General features: G+C 39.5%; 14 protein-coding genes and 1 riboswitch. Of the genes, 7 read left to right on the top strand and 7 right to left on the bottom strand.

All coding sequences use genetic code 11. The features are described from left to right. Positions 1 to 105: 105 nt before the first annotated feature. Positions 106 to 279, top strand: a complete 174-nt coding sequence (locus tag ACE1ET_RS06975) for a hypothetical protein (RefSeq protein WP_375727657.1) — start codon at positions 106 to 108, stop codon at positions 277 to 279. A 50-nt stretch (positions 280 to 329) separates the two neighbouring features. On the opposite strand, the gene ACE1ET_RS06970 is transcribed toward ACE1ET_RS06975, so the two are convergent. The 5 genes from ACE1ET_RS06970 to ACE1ET_RS06950 all read right to left on the bottom strand — a co-directional run bounded on the left by ACE1ET_RS06970 (position 330) and on the right by ACE1ET_RS06950 (position 4,392). Further along, positions 330 to 1,034 (bottom strand): 2-phosphosulfolactate phosphatase, encoded by a 705-nt coding sequence (locus tag ACE1ET_RS06970; protein ID WP_375727656.1) that lies wholly within the window; start codon positions 1,032 to 1,034, stop codon positions 330 to 332. Beyond that, positions 1,031 to 1,738 carry a tRNA1(Val) (adenine(37)-N6)-methyltransferase gene (locus tag ACE1ET_RS06965; RefSeq protein WP_375727655.1) on the bottom strand — a complete coding sequence of 236 codons (708 nt, stop codon included), beginning with the start codon at positions 1,736 to 1,738 and terminating at the stop codon, positions 1,031 to 1,033. Before ACE1ET_RS06965 ends, ACE1ET_RS06970 begins: the two co-directional genes overlap by 4 nt. Before the next feature lie 3 nt (positions 1,739 to 1,741). Next, positions 1,742 to 2,389, bottom strand: coding sequence for an isoprenoid biosynthesis glyoxalase ElbB (gene elbB, locus ACE1ET_RS06960; protein WP_375727654.1), 648 nt, complete (start codon positions 2,387 to 2,389; stop codon positions 1,742 to 1,744). 114 nt (positions 2,390 to 2,503) lie between these two features. Then, the gene (locus tag ACE1ET_RS06955; RefSeq protein ID WP_375727653.1) at positions 2,504 to 2,827 is read right to left on the bottom strand and encodes a biotin/lipoyl-containing protein; all 324 of its coding nucleotides are present in this window, start codon (positions 2,825 to 2,827) and stop codon (positions 2,504 to 2,506) included. Positions 2,828 to 2,847: 20 nt separating this feature from the next. Further along, positions 2,848 to 4,392 carry an acyl-CoA carboxylase subunit beta gene (locus tag ACE1ET_RS06950; RefSeq protein ID WP_375727652.1) on the bottom strand — a complete coding sequence of 515 codons (1,545 nt, stop codon included), beginning with the start codon at positions 4,390 to 4,392 and terminating at the stop codon, positions 2,848 to 2,850. A gap of 323 nt (positions 4,393 to 4,715) precedes the next feature. On the opposite strand from ACE1ET_RS06950, the gene gyrB reads away from it, so the two are divergent. Continuing rightward, on the top strand, positions 4,716 to 6,677 hold the full coding sequence (gene gyrB, locus ACE1ET_RS06945) for a DNA topoisomerase (ATP-hydrolyzing) subunit B (protein ID WP_375727651.1): 1,962 nt from the start codon (positions 4,716 to 4,718) through the stop codon (positions 6,675 to 6,677). Positions 6,678 to 6,914: 237 nt separating this feature from the next. Further along, positions 6,915 to 8,813 (top strand): S9 family peptidase, encoded by a 1,899-nt coding sequence (locus tag ACE1ET_RS06940; protein ID WP_375727650.1) that lies wholly within the window; start codon positions 6,915 to 6,917, stop codon positions 8,811 to 8,813. 90 nt (positions 8,814 to 8,903) lie between these two features. On the opposite strand, the gene ACE1ET_RS06935 is transcribed toward ACE1ET_RS06940, so the two are convergent. Then, a complete protein-coding gene (locus ACE1ET_RS06935) occupies positions 8,904 to 9,959 on the bottom strand; it encodes a DUF5074 domain-containing protein (protein ID WP_375727649.1) in 1,056 nt (351 codons plus the stop codon). A 21-nt stretch (positions 9,960 to 9,980) separates the two neighbouring features. Further along, positions 9,981 to 11,828, bottom strand: a complete 1,848-nt coding sequence (locus tag ACE1ET_RS06930; protein ID WP_375727648.1) for a TonB-dependent receptor plug domain-containing protein — start codon at positions 11,826 to 11,828, stop codon at positions 9,981 to 9,983. Positions 11,829 to 11,945: 117 nt separating this feature from the next. Continuing rightward, positions 11,946 to 12,161: riboswitch (cobalamin riboswitch) on the bottom strand. A gap of 183 nt (positions 12,162 to 12,344) precedes the next feature. Here ACE1ET_RS06930 and ACE1ET_RS06925 point away from each other — a divergent pair. The 4 genes from ACE1ET_RS06925 to ACE1ET_RS06910 all read left to right on the top strand — a co-directional run. Then, positions 12,345 to 12,935, top strand: coding sequence for a LemA family protein (locus ACE1ET_RS06925; protein WP_375727647.1), 591 nt, complete (start codon positions 12,345 to 12,347; stop codon positions 12,933 to 12,935). Positions 12,936 to 12,937: 2 nt separating this feature from the next. Next, a complete protein-coding gene (locus tag ACE1ET_RS06920; protein WP_375727646.1) occupies positions 12,938 to 13,375 on the top strand; it encodes a TPM domain-containing protein in 438 nt (145 codons plus the stop codon). Then, positions 13,353 to 14,198: a TPM domain-containing protein gene (locus ACE1ET_RS06915; RefSeq protein ID WP_375727645.1), complete on the top strand. Its 846-nt coding sequence runs from the start codon at positions 13,353 to 13,355 to the stop codon at positions 14,196 to 14,198. The genes ACE1ET_RS06920 and ACE1ET_RS06915 overlap by 23 nt, the downstream gene beginning before the upstream one ends. 260 nt (positions 14,199 to 14,458) lie before the next feature. After that, on the top strand, positions 14,459 to 14,946 hold a 488-nt coding region (locus ACE1ET_RS06910; RefSeq protein ID WP_375727644.1), incomplete at its 3' end, for a DUF4859 domain-containing protein.

Here is a 14,946-nt window from a genome sequence, read left to right as displayed (position 1 = left end):
CCTTCTGTTACGTTCACAAATAAAATGAATTAAAAGTTTTATTTTTAACCGATTTGTTGTTTTTTTGTAAAGCAAATTAATTCGCAAACATAAATACATTTTCTGATGAAAAATTTTCTTAAATACTTAGGAATTTTTATAGTGGTAATCGGTGTATTGCTTTTAATAATTCCTGCATTTCTTAATACAACAAGCAATATGAATCTTGCTATTGCCGCCGTTTTGATGGTAGTAGGATTAATTGCCCACATCATTCTGAATAAGTATATTACAGAATAAAAATCTGCATGAAAATGAACAGGAATCAGTATAACTGTATTCCTGTATTTTTATATCCTTACTTCCCCGTTGATCCAAACTGGAACAATATTTAAAACATCCAGGGAAAGACAGTAATCCAGATCTTTTTGCAATCCTTTCTTTTTAAGAATATTGTAGTGTTTGCATTCCGCAAGTGCTTTATGAAGATCCGGTTCGGCTTTGAAAAGGTGCAAATGTGCCGTTGCAATGTCTGTCAGTACATAATCTTTTTGGGTCATTAACTTATTTATAACAGCTCCGGCACACAATGCATCATCCAAAGAAAACTCGCCATTTGTCCCCGAACATAAAATTACAATGTCATTTGTGTTCTGATCCAGATAATTTACCACGGCCTCTAAATTTATAAATGAACCAATAATAACTTCCTGCGCACCAGTGGTTTTTAGTAAGGCACTTGTTCCGTTGGTGGTCGACATTATAATGACTTTGCCCTGTATGCTTTCGTTATTAAACTCGAAAGGAGAATTTCCTGCATCAAATCCCGGAACTTTATCTGCATGACGTTCGCCGGCTTTAAGCGGCTCTTCATAGTTTTCCGCAATACGGAAAACTTCTTCAGCTGTTTTTACCGGAATAATCTTTTTTGCGCCGTTGGCCAAAGCTGTTGCCATGACTGATGTTGCCCTCAGTACATCAATAACCACAACTGTTTTGCCTTTGATTTTGGCTGTATTTACATGTTCCGCTGATATTTCAACATCAATCGTCATAAGTTTAAATAAAAATCTTTGGTTAAACTTTTATACGCTTCACTGTATGTTCTGTCTGTATTTCTCAAAACGATTTTTTCAACAGAAAGTTGATTTGTGGTTTCTTTTTTTAATGTGAGCATTACCCGGTTTGGAGCTTTATCAGGTATTGGAATTACATTGCAGATTCCGGTTTTATATAACCCGTATTTAACCGCTTTTAAACTAAAACTATCGGCTTCCTTAACCGGAAGGATAAGATTCAAAGCCCCTTTTTCATTAAGCAATAAAGCACTAACCGAAAGTAATTCTTCGTGGGTAAGCGTATCATTATGTCGGGCAACTGAGCGTTGTAAGGTTGGTGATTTATGTCCGCCGGAAAAAAATGGAGGATTGGTGATGATCAGGTCGTAAGTTCTGTCGGGATTAAAATCCTGAATTTTCTGGTGATAAACAGATACTCTGTTTTGGAAAACAGAATTTTCTGCATTTTTCACAGCACATCCGTAGGCTGTCTCATCAATTTCTACAGCATCTATAAGAGCTTCAGGGAAACGTTGTGCCATCATCAGGGCCAATATACCTGTTCCGCAACCTATATCTAAAACTGATTTACACGAATGCTGTTTTATCCAGGAGCCCAAAAGTACGCTATCGGTGCCAACTTTCTGAGCTGCTCCTTCCTGATCAATTTCGAACTGCTTAAAACGAAAGCTTTCAGACATTAATTACATCAATTCAATCATGGCTTTTACCACATTCTCGGCATTTTCTGCCACCTGCAAAATAGTACTGTCAAGCATGTAACATGGTCCGGTAACAACCTTATAGTTTTTATCCACGACAACCTCCGTATAATCGGCAGGAATATGTTTGGCTCCCATAGTTTCAATGGCATTTGCCGTTTCTTCGTCCTCGCCGATGGTGACCTCAACCTTTGACAAAACTTTCGCGATTACCGTTGGAGCAATACACAGAGCTCCAATCACCTTTTTGCTTTCAGCAAATGCCTTAACAATGGCCGCAACCTGGGGATCAACCTCCATGTCAGCCCCTTCAAACGCAAAAGAACTCAGGTTTTTAGCAACACCAAATCCTCCCGGCATCAACAATGCATCATAATCTTCCGGGTCAAGTTCGGTTAATGCCGAAATATCGCCTCGGGCAATCCGGGCTGATTCAATTAACACATTTCTGGATTCAGGAATCACTTCTCCGGTTAAATGGTTAATAACGTGAGCCTGCAACTTGTCAGGAGCAAAAATTGAATAATCCAGGCCATTTTTGGCTAATGCCAGCATTGCCAAAACAGATTCATGAATTTCTGCACCGTCGTAAACGCCACAGCCTGAAAGGATAATTGCAACCTTTTTCATTACTTATGGGTTTTGTGTTTATACCTATCAAAGGTAAATGAATTAAAATAAACCCCAAAACCAAAAAATCCCCGGCTCATAAAAACCGGGGATTTCATATTCTGATAAATTTGATTACTTAATATCAGCTAGAATAAATTCTTTAGGGTACTTGTCGCCCAACCCAACGTGTAGTTTGACAAGTTCTCCATCGTAAGGCATTGTAATTTTTGTATGCATTTTCATGGCCTCGAAAACCAAAATGGTATCTCCAAACTTTAATTTCTGGCCTTCTTTTGCTTCAATAGCAACTACAGTACCGGGTATGTAAGAAACAATCTTGGTAGGATCAGGATATTCCCAAACCTTACGGTTATTAAATTTCCGTGTAGTTTTTGTGTGGTATACGGTATCGCCTATCCTAAAAGATTTCAATTCGGACTTTTGTTTGTCATCCATAATAAATCAAGCTTTAAATTTTAGAATGGAGGAATCCCGTGTTTTTTAGCCGGACGATGATCCTCTTTATTTTTACTAACTTCAAGAGCGTGGATGAGTAATTCCCGTGTTTCTTCCGGTTCAATTACTGAATCGATATATCCTTTTGCAGCGGCCACATATGGATTAGCAAATTTTTCACGGTACTCTTCAACTTTCTTAATACGCATTCCTTCGGGATCTTCCGCTTCCATGATTTCTTTTTTGAAGATAATGTTAGCTGCACCTTCAGGACCCATAACTGCGATTTCAGCGGTTGGCCATGCAAACATAAAGTCTGCTCCCAGGTGACGTGAGTTCATGGCAATGTAACCACCACCATAAGCCTTACGAATGATAACTGTAATTTTAGGTACAGTTGCTTCTGAATAGGCATAAAGTACTTTAGCTCCATGACGGATAACACCGGAATGTTCCTGATCTACACCTGGTAGATAACCTGGCATATCCTCAAGAGTTACGATTGGAATATTGAACGAGTCGCAATAGCGGATAAAACGGGCTGCTTTATCTGAACTGTCACAGTCTAATACACCTGCAAGCACAAGCGGCTGATTTGCTACGAAGCCAACAGTTTCGCCATTCATGCGGCCAAATCCGATAACAATATTTGAAGCCCATAGTTCCTGGATTTCAATAAAGTCAGAATCATCTACAATTGCTTTGATCAGATCGCGCACATCATAAGGTTGTTTCGGATCGCCGGGAACAATTTCATCAATCCTGCTCTCAAAAGTTGGATCTTTAGGAGGAAATGCTTTTGCTTTCGTTGTATTATTCCAGGGAATATAAGTAATGAGTTTTTTAATCTGATCGAAACATTCCTGTTCGCTTTCTGCAAAGAAATGAGCATTACCTGTAATTTCAGCATGTACACGTGCACCTCCAAGATCTTCCATGGTAATTTCTTCGCCCAATACAGTCTGAATCACGCTTGGGCCAGTAATAAACATTTTGGATATATTGTCTACTACAAATACAAAGTCTGTCAGTGCTGGTGAATAAACAGCACCACCTGCACAAGGTCCCAGAATTACTGAAATCTGAGGAATTACACCGGAAGCCATTGTATTGCGATAGAAAATTTCTCCGTAACCGGCAAGTGAGTTTACGCCTTCCTGTATACGGGCACCCCCTGAATCGTTAATACCAATTAAGGGAACCCTCATTTTAAGGGCATGATCCATTATCTTGGTGATTTTGCGGGCATGCATCAGACCAAGAGATCCTCCGGCAACGGTAAAGTCCTGAGCAAAAATACATACAGGAGCACCATAAATTGTACCGGTTCCGATAATTACACCATCGCCATGAAGAATTTTTTTGTCCATGTCGAAATCGCGAGACTGATGCTCAACGAAAAGGTCGTATTCGTTGAATGAATCCTTGTCGAGCAGAGCGAGAATACGTTCGCGGGCGGTCAGTTTCCCCATAGCAGCCTGTTTTTCGATTGCTTTGTCGCCACCACCCTTTTGTACAAGGGCTCTACGCTTTCTCAGATCTTGAATACTACGTTTTAATGACATAATCTAAATTTTAGTTAAACATGCAAGTTTTTAATTGCCTGTTGACCTTGCAACGCGGCAAAAGTAAAGATTTATTTTTAAACCCGACTGATGTGGTGTCATACATTATTCATAAGCAATTATTAATTCACCGCTAACTCTCTGTTCATCCCTTTATTAAGGCCTTATTGGTAACTTTTCTGGTTCAGCCGTAATAGTGGAAAATTTGTGGAAAATTTATTGCTTTTTAACCCTTTGTCAGGGCGGTTGGAGGGTAAGTTTTGTTATCTTTGTTTGATGTACAAAAAGGAAAACGGTTCCTTTTATTTAAACTACAACTTATTATGAGTGAGGATATTGAAAAGAAAATTGAAGGTAAAGAGTATTCCGCGGAAAGCATTCAGGTATTAGAAGGTCTGGAAGCAGTGCGCAAAAGACCTGCGATGTATATTGGTGATGTGGGTGTAAAAGGTCTGCATCATCTTGTTTATGAGGTTGTTGATAATTCAATTGATGAAGCTCTTGCCGGACACTGCGATAACATTGATGTTATAATAAACGAAGATAATTCTATTACCGTAACAGATAACGGAAGGGGAATACCGGTAGAAATGCACAAAAAGGAGGGAAAATCAGCCCTCGAAGTCGTAATGACCGTATTGCATGCCGGTGGGAAATTTGATAAGGATTCTTACAAAGTATCAGGTGGTTTGCATGGTGTTGGTGTATCCTGCGTTAATGCACTCTCAACACATTTAAAGGCCGAAATTCATAAAAATGGTAAAGTTTTCGTTCAGGAATATGAAATTGGGAAGCCGGTATATAACGTTAAGGAAGTAGGAACATCCGATAAAACCGGAACCATCATCACGTTCAAACCTGATGCTTCAATTTTTATTACAACAGAATACAAATTTGATATACTTGCTGCGCGTTTACGTGAATTGGCATTCCTGAATGCCGGTATTAAATTAAAACTTACTGATCTTAGGAATAAGGATGAGAATGGTGAGCCCAAAAGCACGTCTTTTTTCTCGGAAAACGGGTTGTCAGAATTTGTAACCTTTATTGATGAATCCAGAGAGCCATTAATAGAAGAGGTTATTCATATTTCTACAGAAAAGAATGATGTTCCGGTTGAGATTGCCATTTTATATAACACTTCATTTTCAGAAAATGTGTACTCCTATGTTAACAACATCAATACTATTGAAGGAGGAACACATCTGACGGGTTTTCGTCGTGGTTTGACCCGAACATTAAAGAACTTTGCCGATAAGTCCGGAATGTTGGCCAAGTTAAAATTCGATATCAATGGTGATGATTTTCGTGAAGGATTAACAGCAGTCGTATCTGTAAAGGTTGCTGAGCCTCAGTTTGAAGGTCAGACCAAAACAAAACTTGGAAATTCAGAAATCAGCTTGTCCGTTGACCAGGCAGTAAGTCAGATGTTATCCAACTATCTGGAAGAACATCCGAAGGAGGCTAAAGCCATTGTCGAGAAAGTTATTCTTGCTGCAACAGCCCGCCACGCGGCACGTAAGGCACGCGAACTGGTTCAGCGTAAAGGGGCATTAACCGGAGGAGGTTTACCTGGTAAGCTTGCAGACTGTTCAGAAAAAGATCCGTCACAGTGTGAGATCTTCCTCGTTGAGGGAGACTCTGCAGGGGGTACAGCAAAACAGGGACGTGACAGACGATTCCAGGCTATAATGCCTTTACGGGGTAAGATCCTTAATGTGGAGAAAGCCATGCAGCACAAAATCTTTGAAAACGAAGAGATAAAAAATATTTTTACGGCACTGGGTGTCTCAATTGGAACCGAAGATGACAGTAAAGCGCTGAATGTGGATAAACTCAGGTATCATAAGATAGTGATCATGACCGATGCCGATGTGGATGGTAGCCATATCGCAACGTTGATCATGACTTTCTTTTTCAGGTATATGAAAGATTTGATTAAAAGTGGTTATCTGTATATAGCAACGCCACCGTTATACTTATGTAAAAAAGGGAAAGTTGAGGAATATTGCTGGAACGAGCCTCAGCGTCAGAGATTTGTGGAAAACTACGGTGGTGGAAATGAAGGGAGTGTGCATATTCAGCGCTACAAAGGTTTAGGTGAGATGAACGCTGAACAGCTTTGGACTACTACCATGAATCCGGAAATGAGAACCCTTCGACAGGTGACCATTGAAAGTGCTGCAGAAGCAGACCATATTTTCTCAATGTTAATGGGTGATGATGTAGGTCCTCGTCGTGAATTCATTGAACAGAATGCTACGTATGCAAATATTGATGTATAAACTTTGCTGAAAAATACTTTAAAACCCTGCCAACGCAGGGTTTTTTTTACCCTGTAAAAATCATTTATTCACCGATTTTATTACACTTTAATGAACTCATTGTCTTAACTTTGTGTTTATAGGTTAATTGTATTTTTTTAAACATTTAACCACCAGACTTTTATATCTAATCCCAAATAAAGACAATTGAAAACTTTATTAATCGAATATCCTTATTATCAACTAAAAATTAATCACATGAAACTTACATTAATCAGTGCAGCTATGGTATTTTTGCTTGGCTTTATGGCCTGTAGTCCTGGTTCTCAGAAAGCAGAGAAAATTTCGGTTGAGGACTTCTTTAAAAATCCGGAGAAATCATCTTTTAAATTATCACCAAACGGGGAGTATTTTTCTTATATGGCGCCGTTCGAAAGTCGTATGAATGTATTTGTACAAAAAATTGGTGAAGATAGTGCGACCAGAATTACCAATGAAACGGAACGTGATATCGCAGGCTATATGTGGGCAAATAACCAACGAATTCTTTATTTAAAGGATACAGGTGGTGATGAAAACTTTCACCTTTATGGAGTTAATCTCGATGGAAATGATTTTAAAGGTTTAACTGTTTTTGATGGTGTAAGAACACAGATTATTGATGACCTGGAAGAAATTGATGATGAAATCCTTATAGGACTTAATAAGAGAAATCCGAGAGTATTTGATCCTTACAGATTAAATATAGTAACTGGTGAAATGACGATGGTGGCTGAAAACCCGGGAAATATTATGGGTTGGATGACAGACCACGACGGCAAACTAAGAATAGCAGTAGCCACGGATGGTGTAAATCAAACTATTCTATACAGAGATACTGAAGAAGAGCCATTTAGGCCAGTAATTACTTTGAATTTCAAGGAGACCTTAAGTCCGGTTCTTTTTACGTTTGACAATAAGAAGGTTTATGCTTTGTCAAATCTTGGTAGAGATAAAACAGCTGCTGTTGTTTATGATATAGCCAATGCAAAAGAGGATTCCGTTATTTTTGCGACTGATGAAGCAGATGTTTCAGGTATTTCATACTCCAAAAAGGATAAAAAGTTATTGGCCATAACTTACACCACTGCTAAACGTAATATTCATTTTCTGGATGATGGTTACAAAAAAATGGTCGAACAGGTTGAATCTGAATTACCAGGACTTGAAGTCCGGTTCACCAGTGAAAATAAAGCAGAAGATAAGTTTATGGTTCGTACGTTCAGTGATAAAACCAGGGGTGCATATTACTTTTTCGATAAAACCACAGGAGATCTTTCAGAACTGGCAGAGTTGAGCCCCTGGTTGGATCCGACTCAGCTATGTGATATGAAACCGATTGAATATAAGTCGAGAGACGGGCTGACCATTCACGGTTATCTGACTTTACCGAAAGGTTACAAAGCAGAGAATCTGCCTGTGATTGTTAATCCTCACGGTGGTCCATGGGCACGCGATTACTGGGGATTTAATCCCGAAGTACAGTTGTTGGCCAACAATGGGTATGCCGTACTTCAAATGAACTTCCGTGGTTCGACAGGTTACGGAAAAGCATTTTGGGAAGCATCCTTTAAACAATGGGGAAGAACCATGCAGGATGACATTACAGATGGTGTGGAATGGCTGATTAAACAGGGAATTGCTGATTCTACAAGAATCGGAATTTATGGTGGCAGCTATGGTGGTTACGCAACTCTTGCCGGTGTTACGTTTACTCCGGACCTGTATGCAGCTGCTGTAGATTATGTTGGCGTTTCAAATATGTTCACGTTTATGAATACGGTTCCTCCATATTGGAAACCTATGATGGATATGATGTATGAAATGGTGGGTGATCCGGTTAAAGACAGCCTGATGATGGCAGAAGTATCGCCGGTATTTCATGTGGATCAAATTAAAGCACCATTATTTGTGGCTCAGGGAAAGAATGACCCACGTGTAAATATTGACGAATCGGATCAGATTGTTGCAGCATTAACCAAACGTGGCGTGGATGTGGAATATATGGTGAAAGAAAACGAAGGACATGGATTCCACAACGAAGAAAACAGGTTCGACTTTTATAAAGCGATGATTAATTTCTTTAATAAACACCTTAAAAAGGAAGCCGCAGAGTAATAATATAACGGTATGAATTAAGAAAAGCCTTAAGGAATTTCCTTAAGGCTTTTTTATACCTGCAAGGCAGGTTGGGCTGATAATAAAAAACTATTCTACAAAAACAACTCCGTTAGGTGATATTCCAACATTATACTCTGCAAGTCTGTTGCCGCCGGTGTTGTAAACCTGAACTTTACCGGAAAACAAAGATCCCCAGATATAGCCGGTTTGCGGATCTACATCAATGCCGTACCAGTTTGTGTTGGAAATAAGCGAGGTTAGGACATCATTTTCAATGTCGTATTCCTTTACATTTCCATCGTTGATGTAAAGTTTGGTTCCTTCGTTGTTGATGGCAAGGTTATTTGTACTGAAGCCGGCAACAGGAGCAGAAAATGTGATGGTTTTTTCCACACTTTTTGTTAGCGGATCGATTTTTTTAAGGCAACCCGGAACGGCCTTCAAAACGGAGACCCAGTCTGTATCATATACTATTCTTCCGTTACATAATACCCAAATGCTTCCCCATGCATCCCTGACCATTTCAACCGGAACTTCACCAACCGGAATTGTATGGGTAATTTCATCTGTATTGGCGTTGATGACATATACAGTACTATCGGTCAGGTATCCACCTTTACAGGCGACATAAACATCTGGACCATCTTTCAAAAATGTTTCGGGGCCGGTAGAAATTTTAATAGAATCCGATATTACATCTGTCGCGGTATTCAATACGTAAATGTAATCCTGGTTATACCCGTTGCCATTACTGATGTAAGCTTTGTCAGTTCCGGACTTGATCATGTACCTGGGGTAGCTTAAATTGGTAATTCTTGTATTCTCGTATGTACTCAGGTTAAGTATTTCAATTTTCTGACTGGCATTAAGTACAAGGTATGCTTTATCACCAATGATGGTCATACTTTGCAGAATGTTTCCAAGTTCGTTTCCGGTAAGGCTTTTGTAAATGTTGTTGGTCATGGTTGTTGAGTCTTTGCTGAAGAATGACAGTGACGCGTTATTTGCACCAAAACTTCCTTCGTTCAGAATGAAGGCTCCATTTCCTAATCCACTGATTTCTTCAGGTTGAGGGTTTTCTGACTCACAGGCCACAAGCCCTGCTATGAGCACAACTAAAAATAAATGAATTAACTTTTTCATGATTGAATATTGTATTTGTGATTAATATTTATGATTAAATTTCAATTTCAAACCGAGAAGATAATTCCTGCCCGGTACAGGAAAGTCCTTTACATAAGGTTCTGTCTGATTCAGTACATTATTTACTTTCCCCGAAATACACAGGATAAAAGCATTTAGCTGAATGTCATATTGAATAGCAATGTTGGATGTGTAAAATTCAGGCAAAGTAAAAGACGATTCATCATACCGTCTGCGTGACAAATATGAGAAGTTCAGTACTGAGCTCACATTTCTGAATTGCAAAATTGTTGTGGTATTTGCCCGGTATTTTGGGGTGTAGATAAGTTGTAAATCTGAGGTATCATTTTGTGACCGGTTAAGGTCGAAGGATGCAACTTGTTTGAAGTGTAAATACCGAAACAAAACGGTGGAAATTCCGGCACGGGTTTCTATTCCCCTGCTTAAAACCGAGGTGTAATTTTGTGGTCGCCACAGCCCGTCTTCCGCTGGTACCCAAACAACCATTTGATTTATATCATTTCGGTAAAGAGATATATCGGCCGATATTGAAGTTTCCCTCGTCCGTTTCATGAAATTAACTCCTGTTTCTGCCGTGTAGCCCGTTTCAGGCTTTAAATCTGGATTCCCGCTTCCAGGCCAGTATTTGTCATTGAATGTCGGTACCCTGTATTTTTGATTCAGGTTGATCCGAAATTTTAATACATCATTCAGTATGCCGTAATCGGCCCCAAAACCGAACCTGACCGGTGGAGCATACTGGGTATGAAATTCCTTACGTACAGATGCCACCATTCTGAGTTGATCCAGATGAAACCGCCAGGCGGAGAATAATGCCAGATTTGTCTCTGAAGGAGCGGAGGTATAATTCGTCCCTTTTGTCAGATTATAATATACGCTTGAACCAAAATCGGCTGTGAGATTATCGTTGAAAACATAACGTGCATCAGCATCAAGTCCGAGCTTAACCGGATGAATTTCAGAATAAATGGAGTAGTTCACATCTTCCGGTGCGAGTTTTTGCGTGTATAGCAAAAATTCGTCCAGATAATAGGATTTCACCGTTACATAAAGGTCGCGGTGTTCAATATTCCATTTCAGATAACTTCTGAATGACCGGTCGGACTGATTGCTGCGTTTCAGGTTGGGATGTGAACCGTTTTCGGGTGGTAATTTCGCCACATTATCCTGGTACCAGATTCCGGCAGTTATCATTTGTTCTGATCCTATTCGGATGCTGTTGTTGCTTATTAATCCGTAATTTGAATGATCGGCATATGTCCGGTCCATCGTTTTATAGTAATACTTATCGAAGTATGGAAAGTTATTCTTTGAATGATAATTCCACAAGTTGGTTTGACTGAACAACTTCCTGGTCGAATACTTCAGCCCTGCTGTAGTTGAACCAGTTTTAAAACTCCCATAATACTGACTTAGTTCGGCAGATAATTCAGGGTTAAATTTTGGATAATTATTTAACTCCACTACGCCACCAAATGAATTCCCTCCGTATAAAGTAGAAGGTGCAGTGTAGTTCAGCAGAATTTCATTAAAGGCTGAGGTGTTTAAAAGAGAGAGGTTTACATCGCCTGAAGTCAGTGAGTTTAGGGGAATTCCGTTCCATGTTACTAACGTTCTTGCACCACCGGCTCCTCTCAGGGATAATGTAGAAACAGCGCCTGTTGTACCACCTGATTTTAGGTTCAACGGAGCCAGGGTACCTAATAATGTGTTAAGTGATGATCCGGCAAACTGCTCAAGTAAAAGAGTGTCGGCATAGACTTTTTTGTTGCCTATATCGAAGGTATGCTGCCTGGGTTGTTCAATGGTAAATGCTTCAAGTTCCAGCGTATCAGTAATAAAAAACATTTGTCCACAAACATTCGTGTTCCAAATGAACAGTAAAAGGCCAGTTATGGCAGTTAAATGAAATTTGTAATTAAACATTGCTTTTTAAGTAATACATGCAGGTTTGCCCGACCGTTATGTATTAATATTCAACTGGCAGGTCTTCTGACTTTCCCATCTCAGGCGCCTTCCCTACAATCCTCCTGCGTTAAAACTTCGGAGGATGAAAGTGGCCGAGTATTGCCTGAAACACATCAGGGATTACAGCTGCGGCAACAGTCCCGGATTTTCACCGGGTTCCCTTTTAATCCGGCTCATGAAAATGAACCAGACACCAATCTGATGCAAAGGTAATAAAATAACCATTCGGTTTTAAGATGTTAAAATCTGGTTGAAATAAATCAAAAAAAGCAAGATTAGTATAATCTAATCAAAGCGATAATATTAAAGGTATTAAGCAATTTGAGACAATTTGGCGGGCAGCGTTATTTGGAATAATTCTTGTAAATTGCAATGCAAACAATAAAAACTTAAGAAATGAAAAAATCGTTAATTGCTATTATTGCTGTAGCAGTCTTTATTTTTATAGTGGTTTCTTGGGGTGTTGGAAAAACCAATAAACTAAAAGTTGCCGACGAAGCCGTATCAGCTCAATGGGCTCAGGTTGAAAATGTGTATCAGCGTAGAATGGATTTGATACCAAATCTTGTGAATACGGTAAAAGGCTATGCCGCACATGAGCAGGAGACTCTGACTGCCGTTGTAGAAGCCAGAGCTAAAGCTACAAGTACTAATATTAACGCGGATAATATGAGTGCAAGTCAACTTGCACAGTTCCAGCAAAGTCAGGAAGCCTTATCATCTGCATTAAGTCGTTTGATGGTGGTAGTTGAAAAATATCCTGATCTGAAGGCTAATCAGAATTTTCTGGAACTACAGGCTCAGTTGGAGGGAACTGAAAACAGAATTGCTACAGAACGGAGAAGGTTTAACCAAGCCGCACAAAACTTTAATACGTCTATCAGAACATTTCCAGGCAGCTTCTTTGCCAATATGGCAGGGTTGGAGAAACGGCCTTATTTCTCGGCTCAGGAAGGCGCATCACAGGCACCTGAAGTAAAATTTTAAACATGGGAGCTCGAAGTTTTTTAACAGAACAACAACAGAAGCGGATTGTTAGCGCAATAGCCGAAGCAGAAAATAAAACGTCCGGTGAGATCAGGGTCCATTTGGATAGTACCTGTAAGGGCGATGTACTGGATCGTGCAGCAGAATTATTCGAAAAGCTGAAAATGCATGAAACGGAGCTTAGAAACGGGGTCTTAATTTATCTTGCTACCAATGATAGAAAATTGGCCATAATTGGCGATGCAGGTATTAATAGTAAGGTTCCTGAAAATTTTTGGGAAGATGCTAAGGAAGCAATGGTGGAAGCATTTAAAGATGGCAAATATGCGGAAGGTCTTGAAAAGGCTATAACAATGGCCGGTGAAAAACTTAAAATCTTTTTTCCGGTATCTAAAGACGATATAAACGAATTATCTGATGAAATATCTTTTGGAAAATAGAACAAATAGAATAAAGCATGTTATCTGGTTACTCAGTTTAATCTTTTTTCTGGGAAGTTTCAATACCGTGGCTCAGGATGGCATTCCTGACAAGCCAAAAACCAAACAAATTGTGACTGATTTTGCCGGGTTATTATCCAGTAGTGAAAAACAAAAGCTGGAGCAAAAGCTTGTGCGATATGACAGTGAGACATCAACTCAAATTGCAATTGTAATTACCAATACCCTGAATGGTTATGCCATAAGTGATTATGCTACACGTTTACTTACAAAGTGGGGCGTTGGAATGAAAGGCAAAGATAACGGTATTGTGATTGTTGTAAAACCTAAAATATATAATGCCAAAGGCCAGGTCTATATTGCAACAGGCTATGGACTTGAGGATGTGGTTCCGGATGCTTTAGCCAAAAAAATTGTGGAATATGATATGATTCCACTGTTTAAGGATGATAATTATTATGCAGGTCTGGACAAAGCTACGAATACACTCATTGGGCTGACCACGGGAAAATTCACGGGAAGTCAGTATCTGGATAAAGCCAGAAGAAACAGCGGTAGTGGCAGGGGGATTGGTGGAATAGTATTTTTAATCATTGCTATTCTTGCCATTATTGGATCGAACCGTAGAAATAACATGCAGCAGTTCGGCGGACGACGCAGAAGCAGCCTGCCTTTCTGGTTACTACTTGGAATGATGGGTAGTGGCCGTGGAGGAGGTTCATTCGGAAACTTTTCCGGTGGAAGCGGTTTTGGAGGCGGAGGTGGCTTCGGAGGTTTCGGCGGCGGCATGGGTGGCGGCGGCGGAGCCGGTGGAAGCTGGTAAAACAATATCAAAAAGCGATCAGATTTATGATCGCTTTTTTTATGGATTTTTTATTACCGTGTGGATGTTGAATTTCGTGTAAACCGCATAAGAACAATGACCTGTAAAACGAAAATGGACTAAATGAATTGTTGAATCTCAGTAATTTATGATATGCACATATCTACTACTATTTTCAACATATATTGCCTAAAGGCAGAACTTATTTTATCTATTTCAACCTGTAAATTATATTTTTTACTAACTAAAAATCAATAATTATGAGAAAGTTTACAATTTTATCCTTAATCCTATTGATGAGTACATTTATGATTTGTGCTAAGGCACAGGTTACCGGTACAATCGTAGATACACAAAATTTTAGCGTAGAAGTTATTCCAAACACTTCTTACGCCATTGATACGGTGGAGTTTGACTTAAGTAAAATTTTGACAGATCTTGGTATTACCTCGATTAGCGAAGCAACCGTAATTGGTTTTAATGAAGACGGTTCTTATACGGATAGTTATACTGCCGATGATGGTTACTGGACTGCACGCAACGGTTACGTGTCAACCTGGGGCGGTGGTGGTGTAGCTTTTACTGCATATGGTGTTTTATCTGATAACCAGATTGGTGTTGGACAGTTCCCCGATAGTTTGCATGTTGGCGAAACAGCCAAAACCTTCATAGGTTTCCTTGCCAATGAAAAAATTGAAAAGATTGTTATCAACATATCTGTTGTTGCTGCTCCTGAAATTACGGCAAC

Source organism: Quyinboa mangrovi, from assembly GCF_042219825.1.
In the GTDB taxonomy this organism is placed as follows: Bacteria; Bacteroidota; Bacteroidia; order Bacteroidales; family UBA5342; genus JBHJHP01.
This window is presented reverse-complemented; position numbering and strand designations above follow the sequence as displayed.

What these genes read in the sequence shown, in the direction of transcription:
- ACE1ET_RS06975 (WP_375727657.1), top strand. Translation starts at nt 106, where the DNA reads ATGAAAAATTTTCTTAAATACTTAGGAATTTTTATAGTGGTAATCGGT.
- ACE1ET_RS06970 (WP_375727656.1), bottom strand. Translation starts at nt 1,034, where the DNA reads ATGACGATTGATGTTGAAATATCAGCGGAACATGTAAATACAGCCAAA.
- ACE1ET_RS06965 (WP_375727655.1), bottom strand. Translation starts at nt 1,738, where the DNA reads ATGTCTGAAAGCTTTCGTTTTAAGCAGTTCGAAATTGATCAGGAAGGA.
- elbB (WP_375727654.1), bottom strand. Translation starts at nt 2,389, where the DNA reads ATGAAAAAGGTTGCAATTATCCTTTCAGGCTGTGGCGTTTACGACGGT.
- ACE1ET_RS06955 (WP_375727653.1), bottom strand. Translation starts at nt 2,827, where the DNA reads ATGGATGACAAACAAAAGTCCGAATTGAAATCTTTTAGGATAGGCGAT.
- ACE1ET_RS06950 (WP_375727652.1), bottom strand. Translation starts at nt 4,392, where the DNA reads ATGTCATTAAAACGTAGTATTCAAGATCTGAGAAAGCGTAGAGCCCTT.
- gyrB (WP_375727651.1), top strand. Translation starts at nt 4,716, where the DNA reads ATGAGTGAGGATATTGAAAAGAAAATTGAAGGTAAAGAGTATTCCGCG.
- ACE1ET_RS06940 (WP_375727650.1), top strand. Translation starts at nt 6,915, where the DNA reads ATGAAACTTACATTAATCAGTGCAGCTATGGTATTTTTGCTTGGCTTT.
- ACE1ET_RS06935 (WP_375727649.1), bottom strand. Translation starts at nt 9,959, where the DNA reads ATGAAAAAGTTAATTCATTTATTTTTAGTTGTGCTCATAGCAGGGCTT.
- ACE1ET_RS06930 (WP_375727648.1), bottom strand. Translation starts at nt 11,828, where the DNA reads ATGTTTTTTATTACTGATACGCTGGAACTTGAAGCATTTACCATTGAA.
- ACE1ET_RS06925 (WP_375727647.1), top strand. Translation starts at nt 12,345, where the DNA reads ATGAAAAAATCGTTAATTGCTATTATTGCTGTAGCAGTCTTTATTTTT.
- ACE1ET_RS06920 (WP_375727646.1), top strand. Translation starts at nt 12,938, where the DNA reads ATGGGAGCTCGAAGTTTTTTAACAGAACAACAACAGAAGCGGATTGTT.
- ACE1ET_RS06915 (WP_375727645.1), top strand. Translation starts at nt 13,353, where the DNA reads ATGAAATATCTTTTGGAAAATAGAACAAATAGAATAAAGCATGTTATC.